This is a genomic window from Achromobacter sp. 46006 (assembly GCF_059761975.1).
The window spans coordinates 1-24,363 of record NZ_JCBANN010000008.1 but is presented as its reverse complement, the minus strand read 5'-3'; the positions used below and the strand labels follow the sequence as shown (position 1 = coordinate 24,363).

General features: G+C 64.6%; 22 protein-coding genes and 1 tRNA gene. 12 read left to right on the top strand and 11 right to left on the bottom strand.

All coding sequences use genetic code 11. The annotated features are described in order from the left end of the window. The first annotated feature begins 136 nt into the window (after positions 1-136). The 6 genes from AC6LKG_RS06575 to AC6LKG_RS06550 all read left to right on the top strand — a co-directional run bounded on the left by AC6LKG_RS06575 (position 137) and on the right by AC6LKG_RS06550 (position 5,917). A complete protein-coding gene (locus AC6LKG_RS06575) occupies positions 137-1,072 on the top strand; it encodes a 3-hydroxyacyl-CoA dehydrogenase family protein (RefSeq protein ID WP_498163588.1) in 936 nt (311 codons plus the stop codon). Continuing rightward, positions 1,047-1,772: a TRAP transporter small permease gene (locus tag AC6LKG_RS06570; protein ID WP_498163587.1), complete on the top strand. Its 726-nt coding sequence runs from the start codon at positions 1,047-1,049 to the stop codon at positions 1,770-1,772. The genes AC6LKG_RS06575 and AC6LKG_RS06570 overlap by 26 nt, the downstream gene beginning before the upstream one ends. Further along, positions 1,769-3,040: a TRAP transporter large permease gene (locus AC6LKG_RS06565; protein ID WP_498163586.1), complete on the top strand. Its 1,272-nt coding sequence runs from the start codon at positions 1,769-1,771 to the stop codon at positions 3,038-3,040. Before AC6LKG_RS06570 ends, AC6LKG_RS06565 begins: the two co-directional genes overlap by 4 nt. 71 nt (positions 3,041-3,111) lie before the next feature. Further along, complete coding sequence (locus tag AC6LKG_RS06560; RefSeq protein WP_498163585.1) at positions 3,112-4,104, top strand: TRAP transporter substrate-binding protein; 993 nt, start codon at positions 3,112-3,114, stop codon at positions 4,102-4,104. Positions 4,105-4,133: 29 nt separating this feature from the next. Then, positions 4,134-4,967 carry an NAD-dependent epimerase/dehydratase family protein gene (locus AC6LKG_RS06555; protein WP_498163698.1) on the top strand — a complete coding sequence of 278 codons (834 nt, stop codon included), beginning with the start codon at positions 4,134-4,136 and terminating at the stop codon, positions 4,965-4,967. Positions 4,968-5,002: 35 nt separating this feature from the next. Beyond that, on the top strand, positions 5,003-5,917 hold the full coding sequence (locus tag AC6LKG_RS06550; protein ID WP_498163584.1) for an SMP-30/gluconolactonase/LRE family protein: 915 nt from the start codon (positions 5,003-5,005) through the stop codon (positions 5,915-5,917). 55 nt (positions 5,918-5,972) lie between these two features. Here AC6LKG_RS06550 and AC6LKG_RS06545 read toward each other — a convergent pair whose 3' ends face one another. Both AC6LKG_RS06545 and AC6LKG_RS06540 read right to left on the bottom strand, forming a co-directional pair. Next, positions 5,973-6,749 (bottom strand): putative nucleotide-diphospho-sugar transferase, encoded by a 777-nt coding sequence (locus AC6LKG_RS06545; RefSeq protein WP_498163583.1) that lies wholly within the window; start codon positions 6,747-6,749, stop codon positions 5,973-5,975. Between the two features lie 391 nt (positions 6,750-7,140). Next, the gene (locus AC6LKG_RS06540; RefSeq protein ID WP_498163582.1) at positions 7,141-7,521 is read right to left on the bottom strand and encodes a tautomerase family protein; all 381 of its coding nucleotides are present in this window, start codon (positions 7,519-7,521) and stop codon (positions 7,141-7,143) included. An 83-nt stretch (positions 7,522-7,604) separates the two neighbouring features. Here AC6LKG_RS06540 and AC6LKG_RS06535 point away from each other — a divergent pair, with 83 nt between their 5' ends. Beyond that, positions 7,605-8,462 carry a LysR substrate-binding domain-containing protein gene (locus AC6LKG_RS06535; protein ID WP_498163581.1) on the top strand — a complete coding sequence of 286 codons (858 nt, stop codon included), beginning with the start codon at positions 7,605-7,607 and terminating at the stop codon, positions 8,460-8,462. Positions 8,463-8,611: 149 nt separating this feature from the next. Here AC6LKG_RS06535 and AC6LKG_RS06530 read toward each other — a convergent pair. The 5 genes from AC6LKG_RS06530 to ribD form a co-directional block, all read right to left on the bottom strand. Continuing rightward, positions 8,612-8,702, bottom strand: a tRNA-Ser gene (locus AC6LKG_RS06530). Positions 8,703-8,883: 181 nt separating this feature from the next. Further along, complete coding sequence (locus AC6LKG_RS06525) at positions 8,884-10,434, bottom strand: SpoVR family protein (RefSeq protein ID WP_498163580.1); 1,551 nt, start codon at positions 10,432-10,434, stop codon at positions 8,884-8,886. After that, on the bottom strand, positions 10,431-11,690 hold the full coding sequence (locus AC6LKG_RS06520; protein WP_498163579.1) for a YeaH/YhbH family protein: 1,260 nt from the start codon (positions 11,688-11,690) through the stop codon (positions 10,431-10,433). Before AC6LKG_RS06520 ends, AC6LKG_RS06525 begins: the two co-directional genes overlap by 4 nt. Before the next feature lie 12 nt (positions 11,691-11,702). Beyond that, complete coding sequence (locus tag AC6LKG_RS06515) at positions 11,703-13,619, bottom strand: PrkA family serine protein kinase (protein ID WP_421396475.1); 1,917 nt, start codon at positions 13,617-13,619, stop codon at positions 11,703-11,705. Between the two features lie 927 nt (positions 13,620-14,546). Further along, positions 14,547-15,695 carry a bifunctional diaminohydroxyphosphoribosylaminopyrimidine deaminase/5-amino-6-(5-phosphoribosylamino)uracil reductase RibD gene (gene ribD, locus AC6LKG_RS06510; protein WP_498163697.1) on the bottom strand — a complete coding sequence of 383 codons (1,149 nt, stop codon included), beginning with the start codon at positions 15,693-15,695 and terminating at the stop codon, positions 14,547-14,549. 203 nt (positions 15,696-15,898) lie between these two features. Between ribD and AC6LKG_RS06505 the strand changes: the two genes are divergently transcribed. Beyond that, positions 15,899-16,468 (top strand): cysteine hydrolase family protein, encoded by a 570-nt coding sequence (locus AC6LKG_RS06505; RefSeq protein WP_498163578.1) that lies wholly within the window; start codon positions 15,899-15,901, stop codon positions 16,466-16,468. Between the two features lie 12 nt (positions 16,469-16,480). Then, positions 16,481-17,440: a GlxA family transcriptional regulator gene (locus AC6LKG_RS06500; RefSeq protein ID WP_498163696.1), complete on the top strand. Its 960-nt coding sequence runs from the start codon at positions 16,481-16,483 to the stop codon at positions 17,438-17,440. An 88-nt stretch (positions 17,441-17,528) separates the two neighbouring features. On the opposite strand, the gene nrdR is transcribed toward AC6LKG_RS06500, so the two are convergent. Together nrdR and glyA are read right to left on the bottom strand one after the other, a co-directional pair. Then, positions 17,529-18,008 (bottom strand): transcriptional regulator NrdR, encoded by a 480-nt coding sequence (nrdR, locus tag AC6LKG_RS06495; protein WP_006392798.1) that lies wholly within the window; start codon positions 18,006-18,008, stop codon positions 17,529-17,531. Positions 18,009-18,220: 212 nt separating this feature from the next. After that, positions 18,221-19,471 carry a serine hydroxymethyltransferase gene (gene glyA, locus AC6LKG_RS06490; RefSeq protein WP_498163577.1) on the bottom strand — a complete coding sequence of 417 codons (1,251 nt, stop codon included), beginning with the start codon at positions 19,469-19,471 and terminating at the stop codon, positions 18,221-18,223. Positions 19,472-19,676: 205 nt separating this feature from the next. Between glyA and AC6LKG_RS06485 the strand changes: the two genes are divergently transcribed. After that, the gene (locus AC6LKG_RS06485) at positions 19,677-20,312 is read left to right on the top strand and encodes a LysE family translocator (protein ID WP_498163576.1); all 636 of its coding nucleotides are present in this window, start codon (positions 19,677-19,679) and stop codon (positions 20,310-20,312) included. A 78-nt stretch (positions 20,313-20,390) separates the two neighbouring features. Here AC6LKG_RS06485 and AC6LKG_RS06480 read toward each other — a convergent pair whose 3' ends face one another. Further along, positions 20,391-21,047: a YbhB/YbcL family Raf kinase inhibitor-like protein gene (locus AC6LKG_RS06480; protein ID WP_498163575.1), complete on the bottom strand. Its 657-nt coding sequence runs from the start codon at positions 21,045-21,047 to the stop codon at positions 20,391-20,393. Positions 21,048-21,119: 72 nt separating this feature from the next. Next, on the bottom strand, positions 21,120-22,349 hold the full coding sequence (gene tyrS / locus AC6LKG_RS06475; RefSeq protein ID WP_498163574.1) for a tyrosine--tRNA ligase: 1,230 nt from the start codon (positions 22,347-22,349) through the stop codon (positions 21,120-21,122). A 257-nt stretch (positions 22,350-22,606) separates the two neighbouring features. Here tyrS and AC6LKG_RS06470 point away from each other — a divergent pair, with 257 nt between their 5' ends. Then, entirely contained in the window at positions 22,607-24,016 is a 1,410-nt protein-coding gene (locus tag AC6LKG_RS06470) for a M23 family metallopeptidase (RefSeq protein WP_498163573.1), read from the top strand. A 78-nt stretch (positions 24,017-24,094) separates the two neighbouring features. After that, a partial coding sequence (locus tag AC6LKG_RS06465; protein ID WP_498163572.1) for an anhydro-N-acetylmuramic acid kinase occupies positions 24,095-24,363 on the top strand: 269 nt, incomplete at its 3' end.

Sequence of the window (24,363 nt, the reverse complement as noted above, 5' to 3'; positions counted from 1 at the left end):
CTCCCCATTCGATGCCGCGGCCGGCCAGTTATTTGTTTTTTTGAAAACTCTATTCGTTTATTTGAATTTTACCAATCACAAGCACCTCGGTAAATTGTGCTCCAGCACTTGACCAAGCCTTCATACGGGGAAAAAGATGTCCGATATCAGCAAGGTGGTTGTGGTAGGCGGTGGCACCATGGGATGCGCGATCGCCGCCATGTTCGACGTGGCGGGGTGGCGCGTCCATGTGGCCGAATCGGCAGCGGCGGCCCGCGCCGCCGTACCCGAGAAAGTGCGGGCGGCCCGCCAGGCGCTGGGCGTCGCAGGCGACGCGGAGTCGCTTGCCGTGCACGGCACGCTGGCCGATATCGACTGGAATGGCGTCGCCATCGTCATCGAATGCGTGTTCGAGGATCTGGCGCTCAAACAGGCCGTCTTTGCCGAACTCGAAGCCCTGTGCCCAGCCCCGACGCCGCTGACCAGCAATTCCTCCAGCTTCCCCATCAGCCGGATCGGCGCCGGCCTGGCCACGCAGCGCCGGATGCTGGGATTGCACTTCTTCATGCCCGCGCACCTGGTGCCCGCGGTCGAAGTGGTGTGCAGCGCCGTCTCCGACGCCGCGATCGCCCAGCAGGTCAGCGACATCATGCGCGCCGTCGGCAAGAAGCCCATCCGCGTCAAGCGCGACATACCGGGCTTTCTCGCCAACCGGATCCAGCATGCGCTGATGCGCGAAGCCATCGCGTTGGTGGAAGAAGATTTCGCCTCGCCCGAGGACGTCGACGCCGCGGTCCGCTATGGCTTCGGCTTTCGCTACATCGCCGCCGGCCCATTGCTGCAAAAGGACCTGGCCGGCATCGACATTCATTGCGCCGCCGCCGCCACGATGTACCCCTACCTGCGCACCGACCAGACGCCCAGCGCCTACATGCGCAAGCTGGTGGACGACGGTGACATCGGCGTCAAATCGGCCAGCCTGCGCGGGTTCTACCAATGGACGCCCGAGCAGGTCGCAATCGAGCAGCAGCGCTACGAAACCGCGCTGCGCAAAGCCGCGCTCATCCTTGCCGACGAGGAAATCCATCGCTGACGCCGCGCGCCAGAACGAAGCGCCAACCCAAGAAAAACAGACGTTGGCGATACCGATCACCACCAAGGGGAGACTTGATGAAACGAAACCACCAGACCGGGGAGGCCCCATGAGCGAACGCCACGCCTCCCACGAGAAATTCCTGGCATTGCAGCGCGCCATGCACGCCATCAACAACATCGCGGAAAAATGCGCCGGCCTGTTCCTGCTGGGCATGATCATTGCCATTTCGGTATCCGTCTTCGCCCGGCTGCTCTACACCTACACCGGCATCCCACTGTCGACGCCATGGGCGGAAGAACTTGCGCGCTATCTGATGGTTGGCTGCGTTTTCATCGGCGGCGCGGCCGCCGCCTACCACCTGCGGCTGATCGGCGTCGACATCTTCGTCGGCCTGGTCCCCGGGCGACTGGCGCGCTGGCTGCGACTGCTTTCCCACCTGCTGACCCTGGCGCTGGCCGTGTTGCTGGTATGGAAATCCGCCCGGCTGATCGAACTCGGGCTGAAGCAATGGTCACCCGCCATGGAAATGCCCATGGCCTACGTCTATGCGCTGATGGCGATCGGCTGCCTGCTCATGTGCGCCAACACGCTTACACATGCGGCCAGGGAACTGCTGGACGCGCCGCCGCCGCGGCGCGAATCGGCGGAAATGGAAGAAGCGATGGAAATCAAGAGCAGCGTCGAGGGGGCATTATGATCCTGGTACTAGGCGTCTCCTTTTTCGCGATCATGCTGATCGGCGCGCCCATCATGACGGCCTTGGGGTTGTCGGCGGCCATGGCCTTGCAGTCGGGCGACAAGTCGCTGCTGATCGTGGCGCAGATGGCGTTCCAGTCGCTGGATTCGTTCAGCCTCATGGCGGTGCCGTTCTTCATCCTCGCGGGCCACCTGATGCAGTCCGGCGGCGTCGCCCGCCGCCTGGTGCAGCTTGCCAACGCCTGTGTCGGCTGGATTCGCGGCGGCCTGGGCGCCGTTGCGGTGCTGACGTCCCTGTTGTTCGCCACGGTGTCCGGGTCGTCGTCGGCGACTACCGCCGCGATCGGCTCAGTGCTGATCCCCGAAATGGAAAAAAAAGGCTATCCCCGCTCGTTCGCGGCCTCCATCGCCGCGTCATCGGGCGAACTGGGCGCCATCATTCCGCCATCGATTCCGATGGTGGTGTATGCGCTGACGGCCAACGTTTCGGTCGGCGCGCTGTTCATCGCCGGCATTCTTCCCGGCCTGCTGATTGCCTTGTCGCTGATCCTGACGGTCTGCGTCATTGCCAGCATCAAGGGCTGCGACGAGGTGCGCACGGTCAGCCTGAAAGACTGGGCCAAGGGCGTGGGGGTGGCGCTGCGCGACGCAACCCTGGCGCTGATGATGCCCGTCATCATCCTGGGCGGCATCTACGGCGGGCTGTTCACTCCGACCGAAGCCTCTTGCGTGGCGGTGCTGTACGGCCTGGCGCTGGGCATGTTCGTCTACAAGGAAATCACGCTCGGCAACCTGCTGGGCATCTTCGGCCGGGCCGCCGTGATGTCCGCGATCATCCTGCTGATCGTTGCCTTTGCAGCGGTTTTCGCCTATCTGCTGACGATCAACCAGGTGCCGCAACGTGTCGCCGCCATGCTCGGATCGGTCACCACCAGCCCTATCGCCTTCCTGCTGCTGGTGAACGGCATGCTGTTCATCGTCGGCATGTTCATCGAGGCGCTGGCGGCGATCCTGATCATCGTTCCGATCCTTGCCCCCATCAGCGTGAGCTTCGGCATCGACCCTTTCCACTTCGGCATGATCGTCATCATCAATCTCGCCGTCGGCATGGTGACGCCCCCGGTGGGCGTGAACCTGTTCGTGGTGTGCGAAGTCGCTCAACTGAAGATGCATGAACTGGCCCGCTACCTGATTGTGTTTCTTGCGGTCCTGATCATCGACATCCTCATCATCTCTTACATCCCCGCCATCAGTACGGCGTTTCTGTAGGCCGCAACGCCGGGCGCCCGCGCCCGGCCCGAATTGAAATAACAAAACCAGAATCACCCAGGAGACAAGACATGCGCCTGATCAAGAAAATTCTCGGCATGAGTGCCGCCAGCCTGTTGCTGCTATCCACCGCCTCGCACGCCCTGGACATGGACGTGGGGCACACGCTCACCACGGACAGCCCGTTCCACGTCGGCACGCAGAAATTCGCCGACATCCTCAAAGAGAAGTCCAACGGCAAGATCAACATCACGGTATTCCCCCATTCGCAGTTGGGCGGTGAAATCACCATGATCCAGGGCGCCGTGGCAGGCGCCACCGACCTGTTCGTGACCGGCCAGCCCGCGCTGAACAACGTGGTCAAGGAATTCCTGGTCTTCGACGTGCCATTCCTGTTCGACAACGTCCAGCAGGCCAACGAAATCCTGGCGGGACCGGTCGGCGACAAGTTCATGGACATCCTGCCCAAGTACGGCCTGGTCGGCCTGGGCTGGTTTTCGGCGATCGAGCGCAACGTATTCGGCGACCGCGCCATCAACGCCGCCGCCGATCTGAAGGGCATGAAGATCCGCGTCATCCAGTCGCCCGGCTATGTCGAGAGCTACAAGACGCTGGGCGCGCAGGCCACGCCGATGGCCTACTCCGAGCTGTACCTGGCCCTGCAGCAGAAGGTCATCGATGGCGGTGAAACGACGCCCGACCAGTTCGTGTCCGACAAGTTCATCGAGGTGTCCAAGTACTTCAACATGACGCACATCAACATCCATCCGGCGTTGCTGGTCATGTCCAAGACCCGCTGGGATTCGCTTTCCCCCGACGAGCAGAAAATGGTCAAGGCGGCAGCCGACGAAGCCATGGCCTACGCCCGCGACTACTACAAGAAGGTCTACGACGAAGGCATGAAGACCATGGCGGAAAAAGGCGTGACCGTGGTCTACCCGAGCGATCTCGATTCGCTGGTACAAGCCACCCGTCCGGTGGCACGGAAACTCGTCGGGCAGGCCCCGAACGGGCAGGCGCTCTATGACGCGGTGATGGCTGCCAAGGGCAGGGCCAAGCAATGAGCCTTACCGCAACCGACACAGGAACCAAGATGACCAGCTTCACCGAACCAGGAAACTTGCGGGTACTGATTACCGGCGCGGCCGGCAACATTGGCAAATGCCTGCGCACCCTCCTGCGAGGCCGCTATGCCTTGCTGCGCCTGGCCGACATCGCCGAGCAGGAGCCCGCCCAGGCGGGCGAGGAAATCCGCACGCTCGACGTGCGCGACATGGCTTCCGTGGAGCGCTGCATGGAAGGCATCGACTGCGTCATCCACCTGGCCGGCATCCCGGGCGTGGACACATGGGACAGGATCCTGCCGATGAACATCGACGGGTGCTACAACGTGTTCGAGGCCGCCCGCCGGCAGCATGTGCCCCGCGTCATCTTCGCCAGCTCGAACCATGCCGTCGGCTACCATCGGCGCGAACGCTTTCTCGACAATGCCGTGGAGCCGCGGCCCGACTCGCTCTATGGCGTTTCGAAGGTGTTCGGCGAAGCGCTGGGCAGGATGTATGCCGACAAGTACGGCATGTCGGTCGCCTGCCTGCGCATCGGCACGTTCCGCACGCCCGACCGTCCGAGCGAAGCCCGCCAACTGCTGACCTGGCTGAGCCACCGCGACATGGCCCAACTGGCGCGGCGCTGCATCGAACACGCGTCGTATCACTTCGTGGTGGTCTATGGCGTGTCGAACAACCTGCGCAACCGCTGGGACAACAGCCAGGTGAAATTCCTGGGCTACCAACCGCAGGACGACTCCGAGGTGTTCGCCGCGGAGATCCTGGCCAAGGATATTCCCGAGGACCCGATCGCCGCCCAGTTCCATGGCGGCTTCTACTGCCCGCTGGAATTCGTCGGCACCACCGAACGGATCTCCTGAAACCTAGCCCCTTCATCCGTTGCCACAGGGAAGCCATGTACGCCGCACCGCCCGCCATTCAAGCCGAAGTCTTTGCCCGCCTGCCCGACGCCTTCCGCAAACCGGAAGGCACCTCGGAATGGCATCGCTACCAACCCGGCAACCAGCCGCCGCACTCGTTGCTGGAGGGGCCCTCCTTCGATGCCGAGGGCCGCCTGTATTGCGTGGACGTGCCCTGGGGCCGCGTGTTCCGGGTCGACGCGCAAGGCCGGTTCGAGCTGATTACCGAATACGATGGCGAGCCCAACGGCCTGAAGATCCATCAGGACGGCCGCATCTTCATTGCGGACTACGCCCGCGGCATCATGTTGCTCGATCCCCAGACCGGCTCTGTCAAGCCGGTGCTCGAGCGGGTTCACCTCGAACGCCTCAAGGCGGTCAACGACCTGGTCTTCGCTTCCAATGGCGACCTGTATTTCACCGACCAGGGCCTGACCGGCTGGCATGACCAGACCGGCCGGGTCTTCCGGCGGCGGGCGGATGGGCAGGTCGACTGCCTGCTGGACAACATCCCCAGCCCCAACGGCCTGGTGCTGGATCCGAGCGAGTCGATCCTGTATGTGGCGGTCACGCGCGCCAACGCCATCTGGCGCGTGCCGCTGACCCGGGAGGGCAAGGTGACCAAGGTCGGCACCTTCATCCAGATGTCCGGCGGCGGCGGCCCCGACGGCCTGGCCATCGACGAGGCGGGCAACCTGGCGGTGGCGCACGTAGGGTTGGGCGCGGTCTGGCTGTTCAGCCACCGCGGCGAGCCCATGCTGCGCATCAATTCGCCCTTGGGCGCATTGACGACCAACGTCGCCTTCGGCGGCCCGGACCGCAGGACGCTGTACATCACCGAATCCGAATCGGGTTCGATCCTGCGGGCGCCGATGCCGGTCGCGGGGCGTGTCATGTATTCCGGGCACTGATTCCCGCAGTGAATTCAGCGATGGCTTGCGGCGAAGGCCGGCGACCCGCCATCATCTATGGCTCGCCCTCCCCGCCGAACAGGATCCGCTCGATCGCGCGCACCCTATCCCGGCGGCGCCTGACCGCGCGCACCGGCCTGCCGAAAACGCGCTTGCGCTGCGTGGCTTCCCGGCTGGCCTGCAGATGCTCGATGAACACCTCTGCGCACGGCGCGTTGTCGGTCTTGTCGAAGATCCAGCAGTAGGCGACGGGCAGACGCGCCTGCCGATAGCGCGGCGCGGCGGACGCGGCATCGCTGGCAAGCAGGCGTTCCAGCACCCGTTGATCCCACTCCTCGGGATCGTCCTCGCAGGCCTGGGCCCAGGCCTGCAACAGCTCGGCGGCGGCCGGCGTATGGTTGATGAACAGCGTGCCGCTCAGCAAATGGCCCTCAGGCTCATGGTAGGCGGCGATGTCACAGTCCAGCGCGGCCAGCGTTGGCCACGGATCGCGGTGAAACACCGCGTCCACGTCGACATACAGCAACGGCCCCGTGTGTTTCTTGCGCATGGCGACCAGCACCGACGGCTTCATGGACGCGTTGCGCACCCAGGACCCGGTGGATTCGATAGGCGTGGCATCGACAGCAAGCCCCAGCCGTTGCGCCGAACGCAGCAGGCGGTTCTTTTCCGTCTCGTAAATGCTGTCGCGGGTGAAGAAAGCCACCACCATGCCTGTCGCGCTGCCTCCCCGCCCGGCCGGCGCCGCCTTGTCGGGCCCCGGAAAGCTCGGAACCACCCGCGTCTGCTCCGCGGACCAGCCGAACCACTTGCGTCGAAACCAATCGAACATGATGCGCCACGCTTTTCGAGATCAGGTAAAGCGGGCGTACCGGCAACGTCATGGCGACAGCGCGGCGGCAGGCTCGCACAACGCTCCTCCCGCCGTCATGCGACGCAAAGAGGGCGGGCGAGACGGGCGCGGATCGAAGCGCAGGCGGAGTTTATGGATCGACGCGATAAGCGTCGATGCTATTGCAATCAGTCGAAATCCAAATCGCCACGCTGAAACATTCTTCGCGCGGCTTCCCTCTGAAACGCCTTTCCAGGCCCAACAGAACTTTCAACCGGCTTTCCCCAATACCGCTCGCGCCGCGGGTCGCGGCAAGCGCGACCCGTCCAAGGGCAACCTGCTGGCGGCGGCCAGCCTGGCCGCCTACACGATGATCCTGTTGTCGGCCGGATCAGGCGTACTGCGCGAGGCCGCCACCCAGCGACCAGTTTTCCTTCAAGACCTCGACGAGATTCACGAACACATCCTCGGGCCGCAGGCCGGGATTTTCACCGAGCAACTGCGCAATCCGCCGGAACAGCGCCTTCTTCTGTTCCAGCGTGCGCGTATTGTTCGCGGTGATCTGGATGAACACGAGATCGTCGCTGCGAGCGATATCAAGATAGGTCGCGCCATAGCGGAAGTTGGCGGCCTCGTGCTCGGTCATGACCATGAACTGGTCATCTTCGGGAACGTCGAACGTTTCGCGCAGCGCGCGATAGACGCCGTCGAAAATGGCCTGCCTGTAGGCCTCCGTCTTTCCGGAGCGCAACGAGATTTGGGCGAACGGCATGGGAAGTTCCTCCTTTTTGGTCCCGTCGCCTATTGTCTATTCTGATAACTTATCCATTCTTATTTCAACGATAAAGATTTGAAATGGCAAAGCGCGCCCTTGACCTGGAAGCCGTCAGAGCCTTCATCCGCATCGCCGAGCTGGGCAGCTTCACCCGTGCCGCCGAAGCGTCACGGACCACGCAGGCCGCGGTCAGCCTGAAATTGAAACGGCTGGAAGAAAGGCTGGGCTTCAGGCTTGTCGAACGAACGCCGCGTTACGTGGAGCTATCAGCCCAGGGCGCGACCTTTCTCGAACATGCGCGCAAGCTGATCGAGGCGCACGACCGGGCGCTGTCGGTGGTGGGAGGGACGCGGCAGCGTCTCACTATCGGCATCAGCGATCATGTCGCGGGTCCGGAACTGCCCGCGCTGATCGCACGCATGAATGCCCAGGATCCTCACCTGCTGATCGAAATCCGGATCGGATCGTCGGCGGAACTGCTTCAGCGTTTCGACCGCCGCGAACTCGATACGGTGATCGTGCGCTTCCAGGCGGGCCGCGGCGACGGCGAAATCCTGGCCGAAGAAAAATTCGGCTGGTTCGCGATGCCCGGCTGGCAGCATCGCGCGGGCGAGCCGCTGCCGCTGGCCACGATGGCGGAACCCTGCGGCGTGCGCGCCCTGGCCGGACAACTGCTCGACGAGGTCGGCATACCCTGGACCGAGGTGTTCGTCGGCGGCGGCGTGATGACGGTCGCCGCCGCCGTCATGGCCGGGCTGGGAGTCGCCGCGCTCGCCCCGCGCATGGTTCCCTTCGGCGCGGTCGACGTCGGCCCCAGGCTGGGGTTGCCGGACCTGCCGCGGCTGCCCATCCTTCTGCATACCCGGGTCAGGGACAACCGCGCGCGGGATGCGCTGGCCGCGCTATCCGCTGCCTTTCGCGGCGTGGTGCGGAACTGATGGCTCCGCAGCATGGAGGCCCAAAGAAAGCGCGATACCGCTACCCAAGGCCCTTCGCGCGGCAACAAAAAACCCGCAGAACCAATGTTCATGCGGGTTTTGGGCAAGGCGCCGTTGGGCTATAGCCTTGGCAGCTCTTGTGGAATTCTTGGCGGACAGAGGGGGATTCGAACCCCCGATACGCTTTTGACGTATACACGCTTTCCAGGCGTGCGCCTTCAACCACTCGGCCACCTGTCCTGATCCGGTACGCATTGCTGAAAATGCGAATCCGCGATTCTAGCAGATCGGCAAGAAAGCTGCAGCGGCGGCGCGGCCAAGAAAAAGGGGACGCGATTGCGTCCCCTTTTTGCCATGGGCGCCGGTGCGCACCCGATGGCGACTGTCCCAGACACGATTACCCGGCGCCGGCCATGGCTGCTCAAGCGTTGGGCGGATCCTGCTCGCGGTACGAACTGACGGTGCCGTCGGGTTCGGTCTCCTCCAGCCGCACCCGGAAGCCCCACAGCCGTGCCAGATGCTTCATCACCTGCTCGGCGTCCTCGGCCGCCAGCGGCCGGCCGCGGCTCTTCAGGTGGCGCAGCACCAGCGAACGGTCGGTGTCGCGGTTGAAGCGCGTCACCTGGATATCTGGCACCTGGTTGTCGCGGTTGTGCTGCGCGGCCAGCAGGCGGCGGATATCGCGGTACCCCTCGTCGTCGTGGATCGCGGCGACCTCCAGCTTGGGATTGGCCTGGTGGTCAGAGATCGCGAAGAAGCGGAACTCGCGGATCAGGCGCGGCGACAGGTACTGCGAGATGAAGGACTCGTCCTTGAAGTTGCGCATGGCGAAGTCCAGCGTCTTCAGCCAATCGCCTCCCGCGATGTCCGGGAACCAGCGGCGATCCTCGTCGGTGGGCTTTTCGCAGATGCGGCGGATATCCGACATCATCGCGAAGCCCAGCGCGTACGGGTTGATGCCGCCGTAGCCGCGCTCGTCGAAACCGCGCTGGCTGACGACGTTGGTGTGGCTCTGCAGGAACTCCATCATGAAGCCGTCGTTGACCAGGCCCTTCTCGTGCAGCCGGTTCAGGATGGTGTAGTGCCAGAACGTGGCCCAACCCTCGTTCATCACCTTGGTCTGGGTCTGCGGATAGAAGTACTGGGCGATCTTGCGCACGATGCGCACCAGTTCCTTCTGCCACGGCGCCAGCTTCGGCGAATACTTCTCGATGAAGTACAGCAGGTTCTCTTCCGGTTCAGGCGGGAACACCGACGCGGCGACCCGCTCGTCCTTGTCGGCCTCCAGCCGCGGCAGCGTGCGCCACAGATCGTTGTACTGCAGACGCGCGTGCTCCTGGCGTTCGGCCTGGCGCGCGGCCTCTTCCTTGTACGAGATCGGCGTCGGCCGCTTGTAGCGGTCCACGCCATGGTGCGACAGCGCGTGGCAGGAATCCAGCAGCGCCTCGACCGCGTCAATGCCGTAGCGGTCCTCGCAGTCCATCACGTACTTGCGGGCGAACACCAGGTAGTCCAGCACGCCATCGGCGTCGGTCCACTGGCGGAACAGGTAGTTGCCCTTGAAGAACGAGTTGTGGCCGTAGCAGGCGTGCGCGATCACCAGCGCCTGCATCGTCATGGAATTCTCTTCCATGAGATACGCGATACAGGGATTGGAGTTGATCACGATTTCGTAGGCCAGGCCCTGCATGCCGCGCCGATAGTATTGTTCGTTGCGGATGAACTCCTTGCCGTACGACCAGTGCGGATAACCAATGGGCAGGCCCGCCGACGCGTACGCGTCCAGCATCTGCTCCGAGGTGATGACCTCGATCTGGTTCGGATAGGTGTCCAGCCCGTACTCGCGCGCGACCTGCGAGATCGCGTCGTCATAGGACTGGATCAGTTCGAACGTCCATTCGGAACCTTGTGACAACGGCCGGGGGCTGTCGGCCGATTCCGGCTCCACCAGTGCGCCCAGGATGGCATTCATGCGGTTTCCTTCTTGAACAGGTCATGGAACACGGGGTAGATTTCCCCGCGATCGCAAATCCGCCGCATCACGAAATGCGGCTCCAGCTTCTGTTCATATTCCGCCCACAGGCTGCTCTTGCGCGCCTCCTGCGAGTCGGGAATCTCGATATAGGCGAAGTAGCGCGACGCCGGCAGCAAATGCTCGGCCAGGAAGCGCGCGCTCTTGCCCGCGTCGGCGCCGAACGAATCGCCGTCGCTGGCCTGCGCCGCATACACGTTCCAGGCCGAGGGCGGATAGCGCTTTTCCACGATCTCGCGCATCAGCTCCAGCGCCGACAGCACGATGGTGCCGCCGCTCTTGGGATCGTAGAAGAAGGTCTGCTCGTCCACTTCCTCGGCGTTGTCGGTGTGGCGGATGAAAACCAGGTCGACGTGTTCGTACTTGCGCGACAGGAACAGGTACAGCAGCGTGAAGAAGCGCTTGGCCAGATCCTTCTTGCCCTCGTCCATCGAGCCGGACACGTCCATCAGGCAGAACATGACCGCCCGCGCCATCGGAATCGAGACCGACACGCGGTTGCGATAGCGCAGGTCAAGGTCGTCCAGGAACGGCACGCGCGCCAGGCGCTCGCGGCAGTCCTCGACGTCCTGCTCCAGGGCCTTGATCTGGTCGGCGGGCGCGCCCGCCGCCTTGGCCTTGGCCAGGCGTTCTTCCGCGTCTTCCAGGTCGGCGCGCGCCTTCACGCTCAGCGCCACCCGCCGCGCCAGCGACGACTTCAGCGTGCGGCTGATGCTGAGCATGCTGGGCGAGCCGGTGGTAGTGTAACCGGCGCGCTGCCATTTCTTCTGGCTGACCTCGCCCAGTTGGGTGCGCGCCAGGTGAGGCAATTCCAGGTCTTCGAAGAACAGGTTGAGGAATTCGGCCCGCGACAGGCTGAAGGTGAACTGATCGACCGCCTCGCCTTCGCCGGGCTCGGAGCCGCCCTGGCCTTCTCCTCCCTGGGGCCGGTCGAACGTGTCGCCCTTGGCGAACTCGCGATTGCCCGGATGCACCATTTCCCGGTCGCCGCCCGCGCCGTGCCGGAAGGTCGGCTCGGAAATATCGCGGGCGGGCAGGTTGATCTCGCCGCCCTGATCCATGTCCTGGATCGAGCGGTCGCGGATCATCCCGTGGACCGCCTTGCGGATCTGGTCCTTGTAACGCCGCAGAAAGCGCTCCCGGTTAACGGCGCTTTTGTTGCGCCCGTTAAGACGGCGATCGATCAGTGAATTCATGATTCACCTCGCTCAGGAAGACTTCCTCACACGGAGATACCACTCGCACAGCAGCCTGACCTGCTTTTCCGTGTAGCCCTTCTCCACCATCCGATCCACGAAGCTCTGGTGCTTGGACTTGTCCTCGGCCGACGCCTTGGCGTTGAACGAGATCACCGGCAACAGGTCTTCCGTGTTCGAGAACATCTTCTTCTCGATCACTTCGCGCAGCTTTTCATAGCTGGTCCAGGTCGGGTTGCGGCCGTTGTTGTTGGCGCGCGCCCGCAGCACAAAGTTCACGATCTCGTTGCGGAAGTCCTTCGGATTGGCGATGCCGGCCGGCTTCTCGATCTTCTCCAGTTCGTCGTTCAGGGCGCTGCGGTCGAAGCTCTCGCCGGTTTCCGGGTCGCGGAATTCCTCGTCCTGGATCCAGCAGTCGGCGAACGTGACGTAGCGGTCGAAAATGTTCTGGCCATACTCCGAGTACGACTCGAGGTACGCCGTCTGGATCTCCTTGCCGATGAACTCGGCATAGCGCGGCGCCAGGAAGCCCTTGATGAACTCCAGGTAGCGCCGGCGGATTTCCTCCGGATAGTCCTCGCGCCCGATGCGCTGCTCCAGCACGTACATCAGGTGCACCGGATTGGCCGCCACTTCGGTCTGGTCGTAGTTGAAGACGCTGGACAGGATCTTGTACGCGAAGCGTGTCGAGACCCCGTTCATGCCCTCGTCGGTGCCGGCGTAGTCCTTGTACTCCTGCAACGCCTTGGCCTTCGGATCGACGTCCTTCAGGCTTTCGCCGTCATAGACGCGCAGCTTCGAGTAGATGCTGGAATTCTCCGGCTCCTTCAGCCGGGTCAGCACCGAAAACTGCGCCATCATGTCCAGCGTTCCCGGCGCGCACGGCGCCGTCGACAGCGAGCTGTGATGCAGCAGCTTTTCGTAGATGCGGACTTCTTCCGAGACCTGCAGGCAGTAAGGCACCTTGACGATATAGATACGGTCGAGGAACGCCTCGTTGTGCTTGTTGTTGCGGAAGGTCTGCCATTCCGACTCGTTCGAGTGCGCCAGGATGCAACCGTTGAACGGGATCGCCGAGAAACCCTCGGTGCCCTTGAAGTTGCCTTCCTGGGTCGCCGTCAAGAGCGGATGCAGCATCTTGATCGGCGCCTTGAACATCTCCACGAACTCGAGCAGGCCCTGGTTGGCCAGGCACAGGCCGCCGGAATAGCTGTAGGCGTCCGGGTCATCCTGCGAATGGCGGTCGAGCTTGCGGATGTCGACCTTGCCGACCAGCGAAGAAATGTCCTGGTTGTTCTCGTCGCCCGGCTCGGTCTTGGCGATCGCCACCTGGCGCAGCACCGACGGGTTCAGGCGCACCACGCGGAACTGCGAGATGTCGCCGTCGAACTCCTTCAGCCGCTTGACCGCCCACGGCGACATGATGCCCGTGAGGTAGCGGCGCGGAATGCCGTATTCCTTTTCGAGCGTGTCGCCGAAGCGTTCCGGATGGAACAGGCCGAGCGGCGACTCGTTTACCGGCGAGCCCTTGAGCGCATAGATGGGATAGCGCTCCATCAGCACCTTGAGGCGTTCGGCGATGGACGACTTGCCGCCGCCGACAGGCCCCAGCAGATAGAGGATTTGCTTGCGCTCTTCCAGTCCCTGCGCTGCGTGCTTGAAGAACGCCACGATCTGCCCGATGACGTCCTCCATGCCGTAGAACTCCTGGAACGCCGGATAGCGCCGGATGGTCCGGTTGGAAAACAAACGGGAAAGACGTGGGTCGTTGCGCGTATCCACGATTTCAGGTTCGCCAATCGCCGCCAGCATGCGCTCAGCGGGGCTGGCGTATGCCATCGGGTCGCGTCGGGCGAGATCCAGATACTCCTCGAGGGAGAGCTCTGACTCCTGTTCTCTTGCATACTGCGACTTGAAGCCTTCGACGATGTTTTGCACGGAAACCTCCTACAACACGCGAAAAAGCCATGACGTCCCTACGTGTCCCCATTGTGTGCCTCAGTGCTTCGGCGTGACTAGTCAATCTCGCCAGAAGCAATCTCGGCGCGGTCGTATGTTGCTTTCGCCACACATCAACCATGAGCACGATCGGGCCCTTTCCGTTTAGGCTGCGCCCTTGAGACACAAGTTCCTTCAAGGATTGCAACCAACGTGAATAAGTTCATTCGTTCGCCTTCAGCATATTGCTGTAGAACGCGCACGGGATGCGTCCATGCATGAAATGGTCAGCAATGATTTGAAGGGATGAGCGATATCCCGGTGGATTCTTATGATCCGGACGCAAGTCCGGTGCGTTCGCTATGCGATGGCAGCGAACGGTCTGAACGGCGCGACAGCGACTGCGTTCAGCAAGTATCGATCCGGTGTGTAAAAGCGCCGGTACGCGATACTGGAATCCGTGGTGACGAGGGCGCGTGGCGGGTCGTGGTGCAAGCCATGCGCGCGTAGCGCCAAGTCATGGCCTAGCTTAAGCCGAATTGACGGCTTTGTGGCAATTCATTTGCGGCAAAGGGGCAAAAAAATACCATCGACAACCCTTAGTCCGTGTCGCGGAAATCGCTCCCAAACTTGCTGCGATCCCGCCGCAAGCCGCGCCGGTAAAGGCTATCCCGGCGATCTCAATGCGCTGTCGCAAGATCCATTGGCAGCCAGAGAGGCCGAGTGCTAATACCCCTTGCGCCGTCAAGGATGGATTCACCCATTCGTCGAACCCGCGCCCGATCCGCAGGGGTCGCGCATCAATCGCGTGGCCGGGCACGGCCGACGCCGGGCTGTGGGCCTGGCGCAATGGCACGCCGACGGGCGGCGACAAGCGGCGCCAGGACGGCCTTTGAATATCGATACGCCCCACGGCTATCAGGCGGCGGGCAGTTCGACCCTTCGCAACAGCCCGCGCCAATGCTCGGGCACCCGCGCCCGCACACGCAGGTCGGCCGCCACCCGCTCGGCTTCGATGAATTCGTAGCGCGGAGCCGCGTCCAGCCGTTCCAGCAAAGGCAGCTTGACCAGGCCCGCGGCGTCGCCCAGCAGCATCGGCGCCATATAGATAAGCAGCTCGTCGATGCAGCCGGCCGCGACCAGCGCGCCGCTCAGGCCGGCGCCCGCTTCGACGTGGACTTCGTTGAACTGCTGCTCGGCCAGCCAGCGCATCATGGCCGGCAGGTCGACCCGGTCGGGCGTCTCGGCGGGCAGCGCCACCACCCGCACGTTCCTGGCCTCCAGACGCGCCTGCTTGGCGGCGTCGGCGCGGGCCGTGAAGACGATGACCTCGCCGCCGTCGAACAGCCGCGCATCCTCGGGAATCTCGAAACGGCCGTCGACCACCGCCCGCCGCGGCTGGCGCGGCGTCTGGACGCTGCGCACGGTCAGTTGCGGATCATCCTTGAGCACGGTGCCGATGCCGGTCAGCACCACGCAGCTGCGGGCGCGCCAGTGATGGCCGTCGGCGCGCGCCTCCGGCCCGGTGATCCATTGCGACAGGCCGTTGTGCAACGCGCTGCGGCCGTCCAGCGACGTCGCCATCTTGAGCCACGTCCAGGGTAGCCCGCGGCTCATGCGCGAGATGAAACCGGCATTCAGGGCCAGCGCCTCTTCCCGGCAGACGCCGGTGGTGACGGCGATGCCGGCCTCGCGCAGCCGCGCCAGGCCCTTGCCGTTGACCAGCGGATTGGGATCGCCAATCGCCACCACCACCCGCGCCGGCGCGGCCGCCAACAGCGCGTCGACGCAGGGCGGCGTGCGGCCGAAATGGCTGCAGGGCTCCAGGGTGACGTAGACGGTCGCGCCCGCCACCGACTCGCCGCGCGCCTGGGCATCGCGCAGGGCGCGGACTTCGGCGTGCGGGCCGCCGGGCGGCTGGGTCGCGCCTTCGCCCAGGACCCGGCCATCGCGCACGATGACGCAGCCGACCCGGGGATTGGGCGCGGTGGAGTACATGACGGTCTGCGCCAGGGCCAGGGCGCGCCGCATCCAAAGCAGATCATCGGATTCGCTGGGGTTCATCATCATGCAGGGATTGTATGTCCGCGGCAGGCCGTCGGCACGCCGCGCTTGCCATCACAGGCCGGCGCGCTATGATCATTCCAGCGACCCGAAAGCCATGTCCGTTTTGGGCCGATGCTGGTCTCGGGACGGCCTCGCCCGGGAGCCGGGACAGGACCACAATACGCCGTGTACCCCTGAAATTCCAAGGCACGGAGCCCGCCACCATGAAACAAGCACTGATCGTCATCGATGTCCAGGATTCCTTCCGCCAGCGTCCGTTTTGGGACGAGTCGGAATATCCGGCATTCATCTCGCAACTGCAGGGCCTGATCGATGCTGCCCGCGCCCGCGACATCCCGGTGCTGCAGGTGTTCCACACCAGCGCCGCCAACGATCCGGCCAACCCCTTCTCGCTGGCATCCGGCCACGTCAAGACCCTGAAGGAACTGCGCATTGAGCCTGACGCGGTGTTCCACAAGACGGTGCATTCCTCGCTCTACGCCAGGGACGCCGACGGCGCCACGCTGCGGGACTGGCTGCGCAAGCACGGCATCGAAGGCGTCATCGTCAGCGGCATCCGCACCGAGCAGTGCTGCGAGACCACCACGCGCCACGCCAGCGACGACGGCTTCAAGGTGGTGTTCCCGACCGACGCCACGCTGACCTTCGCGATGCAGAGCCCGTCCGGCAAGCACTACACACCGGCCGAGATCCGCGACGCCACCGAACTGGTGCTGCAGGGCCGCTTCGCCCGCATCGCCCGCGCCGCCGACGTCTTCGCCGACGCGCAATAGGACGGCATGGCCATGATTCCCGTGCACTTCGTCCTGCCCCGGGGAATCGTGCTGCTCGACGTGGCCGGGCCGGCCGAGGCGTTCCGGGTCGCCAACAAGTTGTGCCCGGGCGCCTTCGGCCAGCATTTCTGCGGTCCGTCCACCGAAATCGAAAGCGGCATTCCCGGCCTGCACCTGGCCCGGATCCAGCCGCTGCCCGAGAAACTGCCGCCCGAGGCGCTGGTGATCGTGTCCGGCGTGGTCGGCAAGCACATCCGCCTGGATGAGCCCGAGGCCCGCGTCATCATCGACTGGCTGGCGGCTCGCCATCCCGCCGACGGCTTCACGCTGATGACGGTCTGCGCCGGCGCCCTGTTCGCCGCGGCGGCAGGCCTGACGCGCCAGCGCGAATGCACCACCCACCATAGCTGCCTGGCGCAACTGGCCGACCTGGATCCCAGCGCCCGGCTGCACGACAACCGCATCTTCGTGGAAGACGGCAACCTGGTCAGCAGCGCCGGCATCACCGCTGGCATCGACCTGGCGTTGCACATGGTGTCGCGCCATTGCGGCCCGCGCGTGGCCAGCGAAGTGGCGCGCGACATGGTGGTGTACCAACGCCGCGCCGGCACCGACTCGGCGCTGTCGCCCTGGCTGGAACACCGCAACCACATGCATCCGGGCGTGCACCGCGTGCAGGACGCGGTGGTGCGCAACCCGGCGGCGCCGTGGTCGGCGCAGTCGCTGGCCGAGCAGGCCCACACCAGCGCGCGCCACCTGACGCGGCTATTCCGCGAGCACGCCGGCTGCACGCCGATGGACTACCTGTATCAGATACGCGTGGCGCTGGCGCGCGACATGCTGCGCGAAACGCGCTTGAACCTGGAGTTGGTGGCGGAGAAATCGGGCTTCGGCTCGGCCCAGCACCTGCGCCGCGTGTGGCGCAGGTTCCAGCCGTTGACGCCCAGCATGGCGCGAACGGTAGCGCCGTAGCGCGCGCCGGGCGGCAAGCCGCCGGTAGCGCCACCGCGGCCGCCTGCGGATCAGGCCGGGCTGCGATAGGCCGACCCGCGCGGCGGCATCATTCCTTGCGCAGCTTGCCGGGCAGCACCGGCCCTTGCATCTCGCGAATCGCCTCGACGAATTCGCCAATGTCCTCGAAGCTCTTGTAGACCGAGGCAAAGCGCACGTAGGCCACCTTGTCGAGCTTGCGCAGTTCGTTCATGACCAGCTCGCCGATGTGCCCGGAGGCCACTTCGCGCAGGCCGCTGGCCAGCAGTTGTTCCTCGATGCGGGCCACGGCCGCGTCCACGTCCTCGGTGCTGACCGGACGCTTGCGCAGCGCCAGGCTCAGGCTGGCGCGCAGCTTGGCGGGATCGTAGTCGCTGCGGCTGCCATTGCGCTTGACCACGGACGGCAGCGCCAACTCCACCCGCTCATACGTGGTGAAGCGCTTGTCACAGGATTGGCAGCGGCGCCGGCGGCGGATCGCGTCGCCCTCTTCCGAGACACGGCTGTCGACGACCTGCGTTTCGGAGTTGCCGCAAAATGGACACCGCATGTGTGATCCCTGAAAACACGGAAAGCAATAATTCGCCCATATTGTAACGATGCGACTGCCCGCCCGTGTCGATCATGACAAATTCGTCCCTAATATTTTCGCCACGAAGGCCACGCGCACGCAAGCGCCATCGGCCCTAAAGCAAAAGGACGGCCCCTCTCGGGGCCGTCCTTGTCACGCGCGAGCGGATTGGACCCGTCGCCGTTGCGGCATTACTTGCGGCCGTACACCGGCAGGCGCGAGGTCAGTTCGTTGACCTTGGCGCGCACGGCGGCGATGTTGGCCTCGTCGCGCGGGTTGTCCAGCACGTCGGCGATCAGGTTGGCGGTCAGCTCGGCCTCGGCTTCGGTGAAGCCGCGGGTCGTCATGGCAGGCGTGCCCAGGCGGATGCCGCTGGTCACGAAGGGCTTTTCCGGATCGTTCGGGATGGCGTTCTTGTTGACCGTGATGTGGGCCTGGCCCAGCACGGCTTCGGCTTCCTTGCCGGTTATGCCCTTGGAGCGCAGGTCAACCAGCATGACGTGGCTTTCGGTGCGGCCCGAAACGATGCGCAGGCCACGCTTGACCAGCGTGTCGGCCAGCACCTTGGCGTTCTTGACCACTTGCTGCGCGTAGGTCTTGAATTCGGGTTCCAGCGCTTCCTTGAAGGCCACGGCCTTGCCGGCGATGACGTGCATCAGCGGACCGCCCTGGATGCCGGGGAAGATGGCCGAATTGACGGCCTTTTCGAATTCGGCCTTCATCATGATGACGCCGCCGCGCGGGCCGCGCAGCGACTTGTGCGTGGTCGAGGTGACGAAGTCGGCGTGCGGCACCGGGTTGGGGTAGGCGCCACCGGCCACCAGGCCGGCGTAGTGGGCGATGTCGACCATGAACAGCGCGCCGTTGTCGTGGGCGATGCGTGCCATGCGCTCGAAGTCGATGTGCAGGGCGTAGGCCGAGGCACCGGCGACGATCAGCTTGGGCTTGTGTTCCTTGGCCAGTTGCTCGACCTGGGCGTAGTTCAGGACTTCGTTTTCGTCCAGGCCGTACGAGATGAAGTTGTACAGCTTGCCCGAGGCGTTGACCGACGCGCCGTGCGTCAGGTGGCCGCCTTCGGCCAGGCTCATGCCCAGCACGGTATCGCCCGGCTTCAGGACGGCCATGTACACGCCCTGGTTGGCCTGCGAGCCGGAGTTGGGCTGCACGTTGGCGGCTTCGGCGCCGAAGATCTGCTTCAGGCGGTCGATGGCCAGCTGCTCGACCACGTCGACGTATTCGCAACCGCCGTAGTAGCGCTTGCCCGGGTAGCCTTCGGCGTACTTGTTCGTGAGCTGCGTGCCCTGGGCTTCCATGACGGCCGGGCTGGCGTAGTTCTCCGAAGCGATCAGCTCGATGTGCTGTTCCTGGCGAACGTCTTCCTTCTGGATGGCGGCCCAGACATCCGGGTCAGCCTTGGAGAGGGTGAGGTTGCGGTCAAACATGACGGGGGGTTCCTGAGGCGGTAAGAGAGGAGGAAACTGCGCCCGGGCGGGTAAACCCGGATAATGACGGATAGTTTACCGCGTCACGACACTTTGCCTGTCGCCAAAATGCCCCGAATGGCGGCAAAATTCCCGTCAAGGACGCGAAATTTCCGCCATCACCGCGCGGCCGGAAAACGCTCTCAATCCGACTTGAGAAACTTTCATGCAAACCCAGACCTTGCTTGCCTACACCCTGGTCGCCGCCGTCAGCGTCGTCACCCCCGGCCCCGCCAGCATCCTGGCCATGCGCAACGGCGCCGCCGGCGGCCTGCGCGCGGTGCTGCCGTCGTCGCTGGGCAATGTCACCGGCCTGTTCCTGCTGTCCGCCGCCGCCATGCTGGGGCTGGGCGTGGTGCTGCAGTCGTCGGCCCTGCTGTTCGCCGCGCTCAAGATCGCCGGCGCCGCCTACCTGATCTACCTGGGCCTGCGCCACCTGCTGGGCCGCAGCAGCGTGGCGGCGCCGCCGCCGGACCAGGGCCGGCCGCCGCGCGGCGCGCTGGCGTTGTATCTCGAAGCGACCTTCGTGGCCGGACTGAATCCCAAGCCGATCCTGTTCTTCACCGCGCTGTTCCCGCAGTTCCTGGACGCGGCCGAACCGCTGCTGCCGCAGTTCTTCATCCTGACCGGCATCTTCATGGGCCTGTCGCTGCCCTCGCTGCTGGCCTACGGCCTGCTCGCGCGCCGCGCCCGCCGCCTGTTCCAGCAGCCAGGCGCGGTGCGCTGGATGAACCGGATGGTCGGCGCGGTCTTCGTGGCCTTTGGCGTGGCGCTGCTGCGCCTCAAGCGCGCGGGAGCCTGAGGGCGCCGCAGGCCCGGCAACGGTTCCGGAAATAAAAAGGGGTCGCATTGTGCGACCCCTTTTTGCTGATCGTGGGGATCAAGACGCCGACGTCGCGCCGATCTGCTTGGGCGCCAGCTTCGGGTTGAGCGTGTAGGTGCCCGTCAGCGACGCCTGCGCCAGCACGTGCTTCTGAATGGCGCGCAGCGCATCCTCGCCGGAAAACGACCCCTGCAGGTTCAGCGTGGGGACGTCCAGCGCGTACAGCGTGAACACATAGCGGTGTACCAGCGCGTCGTTCCAGGGCGGGCACGGACCGTCGTAGCCGAAATAGTCGCCGCTCATGTCGTGGTCGTTGGCGAACCACGACGAGTACGAGTTGATGCCCTGGCGGGCATCCAGCGGCGCCAGCGGCCCGCCCTTGCCACGCGGCGTGATGCCGCTGGAAAAGGCGCCTTCGTCGATTTCGCGCATGTCGGCCGCCAGGTCGACCAGCACCCAGTGGAAGAAATCCACCCGCGGCAGGTCGGCCGGGACTTCGCGGCCTTCCTGGTTGACGTCGTCGGGCTTGGAGGGAACATCCGGGTCGTGGCAGATCAAGGCGAACGACTGCGTGCCCGCCGGGACGTCGTCCCAGGAAAACTGCGGGTTGTAGTTGTCAGCCAGCGCGACGTGCGATTGCGCATCGATCTTGCCGAAGGCGTAGCGCTCCGGAATCGACTCGTTATCGGAAAAAGACAAACTCGAAAGTTTCATGTCGTGCTCCTTGAAGTGCTGCGAAGGCATCCCAGCCTTGAACGTCCCTCCAGCGTATCAAAATCTTCGCGATTATGGGTTCAACTTAACACGCGCGAACTTGCGCTTGCCCACCTGAACGACGTAAGTCCCGGCAGACAGTTGCAACGATTTGTCTTCGACCCGGTCGCCATTGACCCGCACGCCTCCCTGCTCCACATTGCGCTGCGCCTCGGAACCCGATGCCACCAGCCCGGCCTCGCGCAGCAGCTTGAGGATACCGACCGGTGCGCCGCCGATGCTGACCTCGGGCATGTCCTCCGGAATCGCGCCGTCGCGGAAACGCGCCTCGAACGCGGCCAGGGCGTCCTCGGCCGCCTTGGCCGAATGGAAACGGGTGATGATTTCCTGCGCCAGCATGACCTTGGCATCGCGCGGATTGCGGCCGCCGTCGATCTCCTGGCGCAGCGCGGCGATGTCTTCCAGCGAGCGGAACGACAGCAGTTCGAAGTAGCGCCACATCAACGTGTCGGAAATCGACATCAGCTTGCCGAACATCGAGTCGGGCGACTCCGAAATACCGATGTAGTTGCCCTTGGACTTGGACATCTTCTCGACGCCGTCGGTGCCGACCAGCAGCGGCATCGTCAGGATGCACTGCGGTTCCTGTCCATACTCCTTCTGCAACTCGCGGCCGACCAGCAGGTTGAACTTCTGATCGGTGCCCCCCAGCTCCAGATCGGACTTCAGCGCCACCGAGTCGTAACCCTGCATCAGCGGGTACAGGAATTCATGCACCGAGATCGGGATGCCGCCCTTGAAGCGCTTGGTGAAATCCTCGCGCTCCATCATGCGCGCCACGGTATAGCGCGACGCCAGCTGGATCATGCCGCGCGCGCCCAGCGGGTCACACCACTCGGAGTTGTAGCGGATCTCGGTGCGGGCGGGGTCCAGCACCAGGCTGGCCTGCGCATAGTAGGTCTTGGCATTGGCCTCGATCTGCTCGCGCGTCAGCGGCGGGCGGGTGCTGTTGCGGCCGCTGGGATCGCCGATCGTCGAGGTGAAGTCGCCGATCAGGAAGATGACCGTATGGCCCAGGTCCTGGAGCTGGCGCATCTTGTTGAGCACCACCGTGTGGCCCAGGTGGATGTCGGGCGCGGTCGGATCCAGCCCCAGCTTGATGCGCAGCGGCACGCCGGTGGCGCGGCTGCGGGCCAGCTTGCGGGCGAATTCGGACTCGACCAGCAGCTCATCGCATCCGCGCTTGGCAATACGCAGATCGGCTTCGACTTCGGGAGTGATGGGGGCTTCTGAGGGTGACATGTGGAGGGGGCCAGGACGGCTTCAGCCGATAAAAGGTGTAAAAAGTGACGAAAACTATCGAAAATTCTAGCCGAATCAGCTAGGATACCGCCCTAATCATACGCAACTGCCATATATACGCAGTTGCGCGTCCGGTTACCACCCGTTGTTCACAAGATGCGCCCCGCGCCAGCCCTTGCCCCGGAAAACGTGGCGCGCGGGGGCCGTTCGTGTCACGCACCCTGCGAGCTCATGCCACCTGAGAGGGTATCTTCACGATGAATCGTGGCCTCCACGACCTGGCGAGTAGCATCAAGCGCAAAGTTGCCGCCGTATTTGCGCCCGTCGAACCCAAGCAGCATCGCTCGGGACTTTTCCGCCGCACTCTCCTCGTCACCGCCATGGGTCTGTTTGCCGGCGCCGCCGCTTTGGGCATGGTGCAGCAACCCGACCGCAGCGAACTCCCCCCCACCCGCGTCATCCAGAGCATCCTGCCGCTCACCACCGAGCAGGTAGAAGTCAGCACGCCCAGCGCCGCGCCCTACATCAGCGAGACCCGCATCCGTCCGGGCGACACGCTGGCCGCCGTGCTGCAGCGCCTGGAACTGGATTCTCCGGGCCTGCAAGCCTTCCTGACCCACGACGCCAGCGCCCGCAGCATCTACAAGCTGTACCCGGGCCGCTCGGTGCAGGCCGCGACCGACGCCGAGGGCCAACTGATCTGGCTGCGCTACATCCACACGCCAGGTAACGAGGCCGAAGGCCAGGTCGTCACCCGCATGCTGCACGTCGCGCGCACCGACGATGGCTACAAGGCCGAGGAAATCACCGAGAACACCGACCGCCAGACGCGCGTCGCGGTCGGCACGATCCGTTCCTCGCTGTTTGGCGCCACCGATGCCGCCGGCATCCCCGACTCGGTCACCATGCAGATGGCCGACATCCTCAGCGCCAAGATCGACTTCCTGCGCGACCTGCGCCAGGGCGACCAGTTCCGCGTGGTCTACGAAGTGCGTTCGCACGACGGCCGCTACGCCGGCGCCGGCCGCGTGCTGGCGCTGGAATTCATCAACGGCGGCAAGACCTACTCCGCCGTCTGGTTCAGCCCCGACAACAAGACCGGCTCTTACTACGATTTCGATGGCACCAGCCTGCGCGGCGCCTTCCTGCGCACCGCCTTGAAGTTCAGCCGCATCAGCTCGACGTTCGGCATGCGCATGCATCCGATCCACAAGACCTGGACCGGCCACAAGGGCGTGGACTACGCCGCGCCCTCGGGCACGCCGATCCACACCACGGCCGACGGCACGGTGGAATTCGCCGGCTGGCAGAACGGCTATGGCAACGTCGTGATCATCAAGCACCACGGCAAGTACTCGACCCTGTATGCCCACCAGAGCCGCATCGCCGCGGGTATCACCAAGGGCGCCAAGGTCTCCCAGGGCCAGTTGATCGGCTACGTGGGCGCCACCGGCTGGGCGACCGGACCGCATCTGCACTACGAGTTCCGCGTCGACAATCAGCCCATCGACCCGCTGTCGGTGGACCTGCCCGTCGCCCGCACCCTGGAACCCGCGGAAGTCCGGGCCTTCAACCAGGCCGTCACGCCGTACAAGCAGCAGATCCAGTTGCTGACCCAATTCCAGCAGACCCTGCCCGACTCCCTGACCAACGTGGCCAGCCGCTAGGCGGGCCCGCATGACGCACCCGCAAGGCGGCCCGCGCATCTCGATGCCGGGCCGCTTTTTTTCAAGGCGGCCACAGCCATGACCTCATCCCAGCATTTCATCGGCCTCATGTCCGGCACCAGTGTGGACGGGGTGGACGGCGTCCTGGCGCGCCTGGCCCCCGGCCAGCCGCCACGGCTGCTGGCCAGCGCCAGCCTGCCCATGCCGGCCGCGTTGCGCGCAGAGTTCCTGGCGCTGAACCTGGCCGGCCAGGACGAACTGGCCCGGTCGGCCCAGGCCGCCAACGAACTGGCGCGCCTGTATGCCCGCGTGGTGGCCGACTTGCAGGCCGGCGCCGGCCTGCAAGT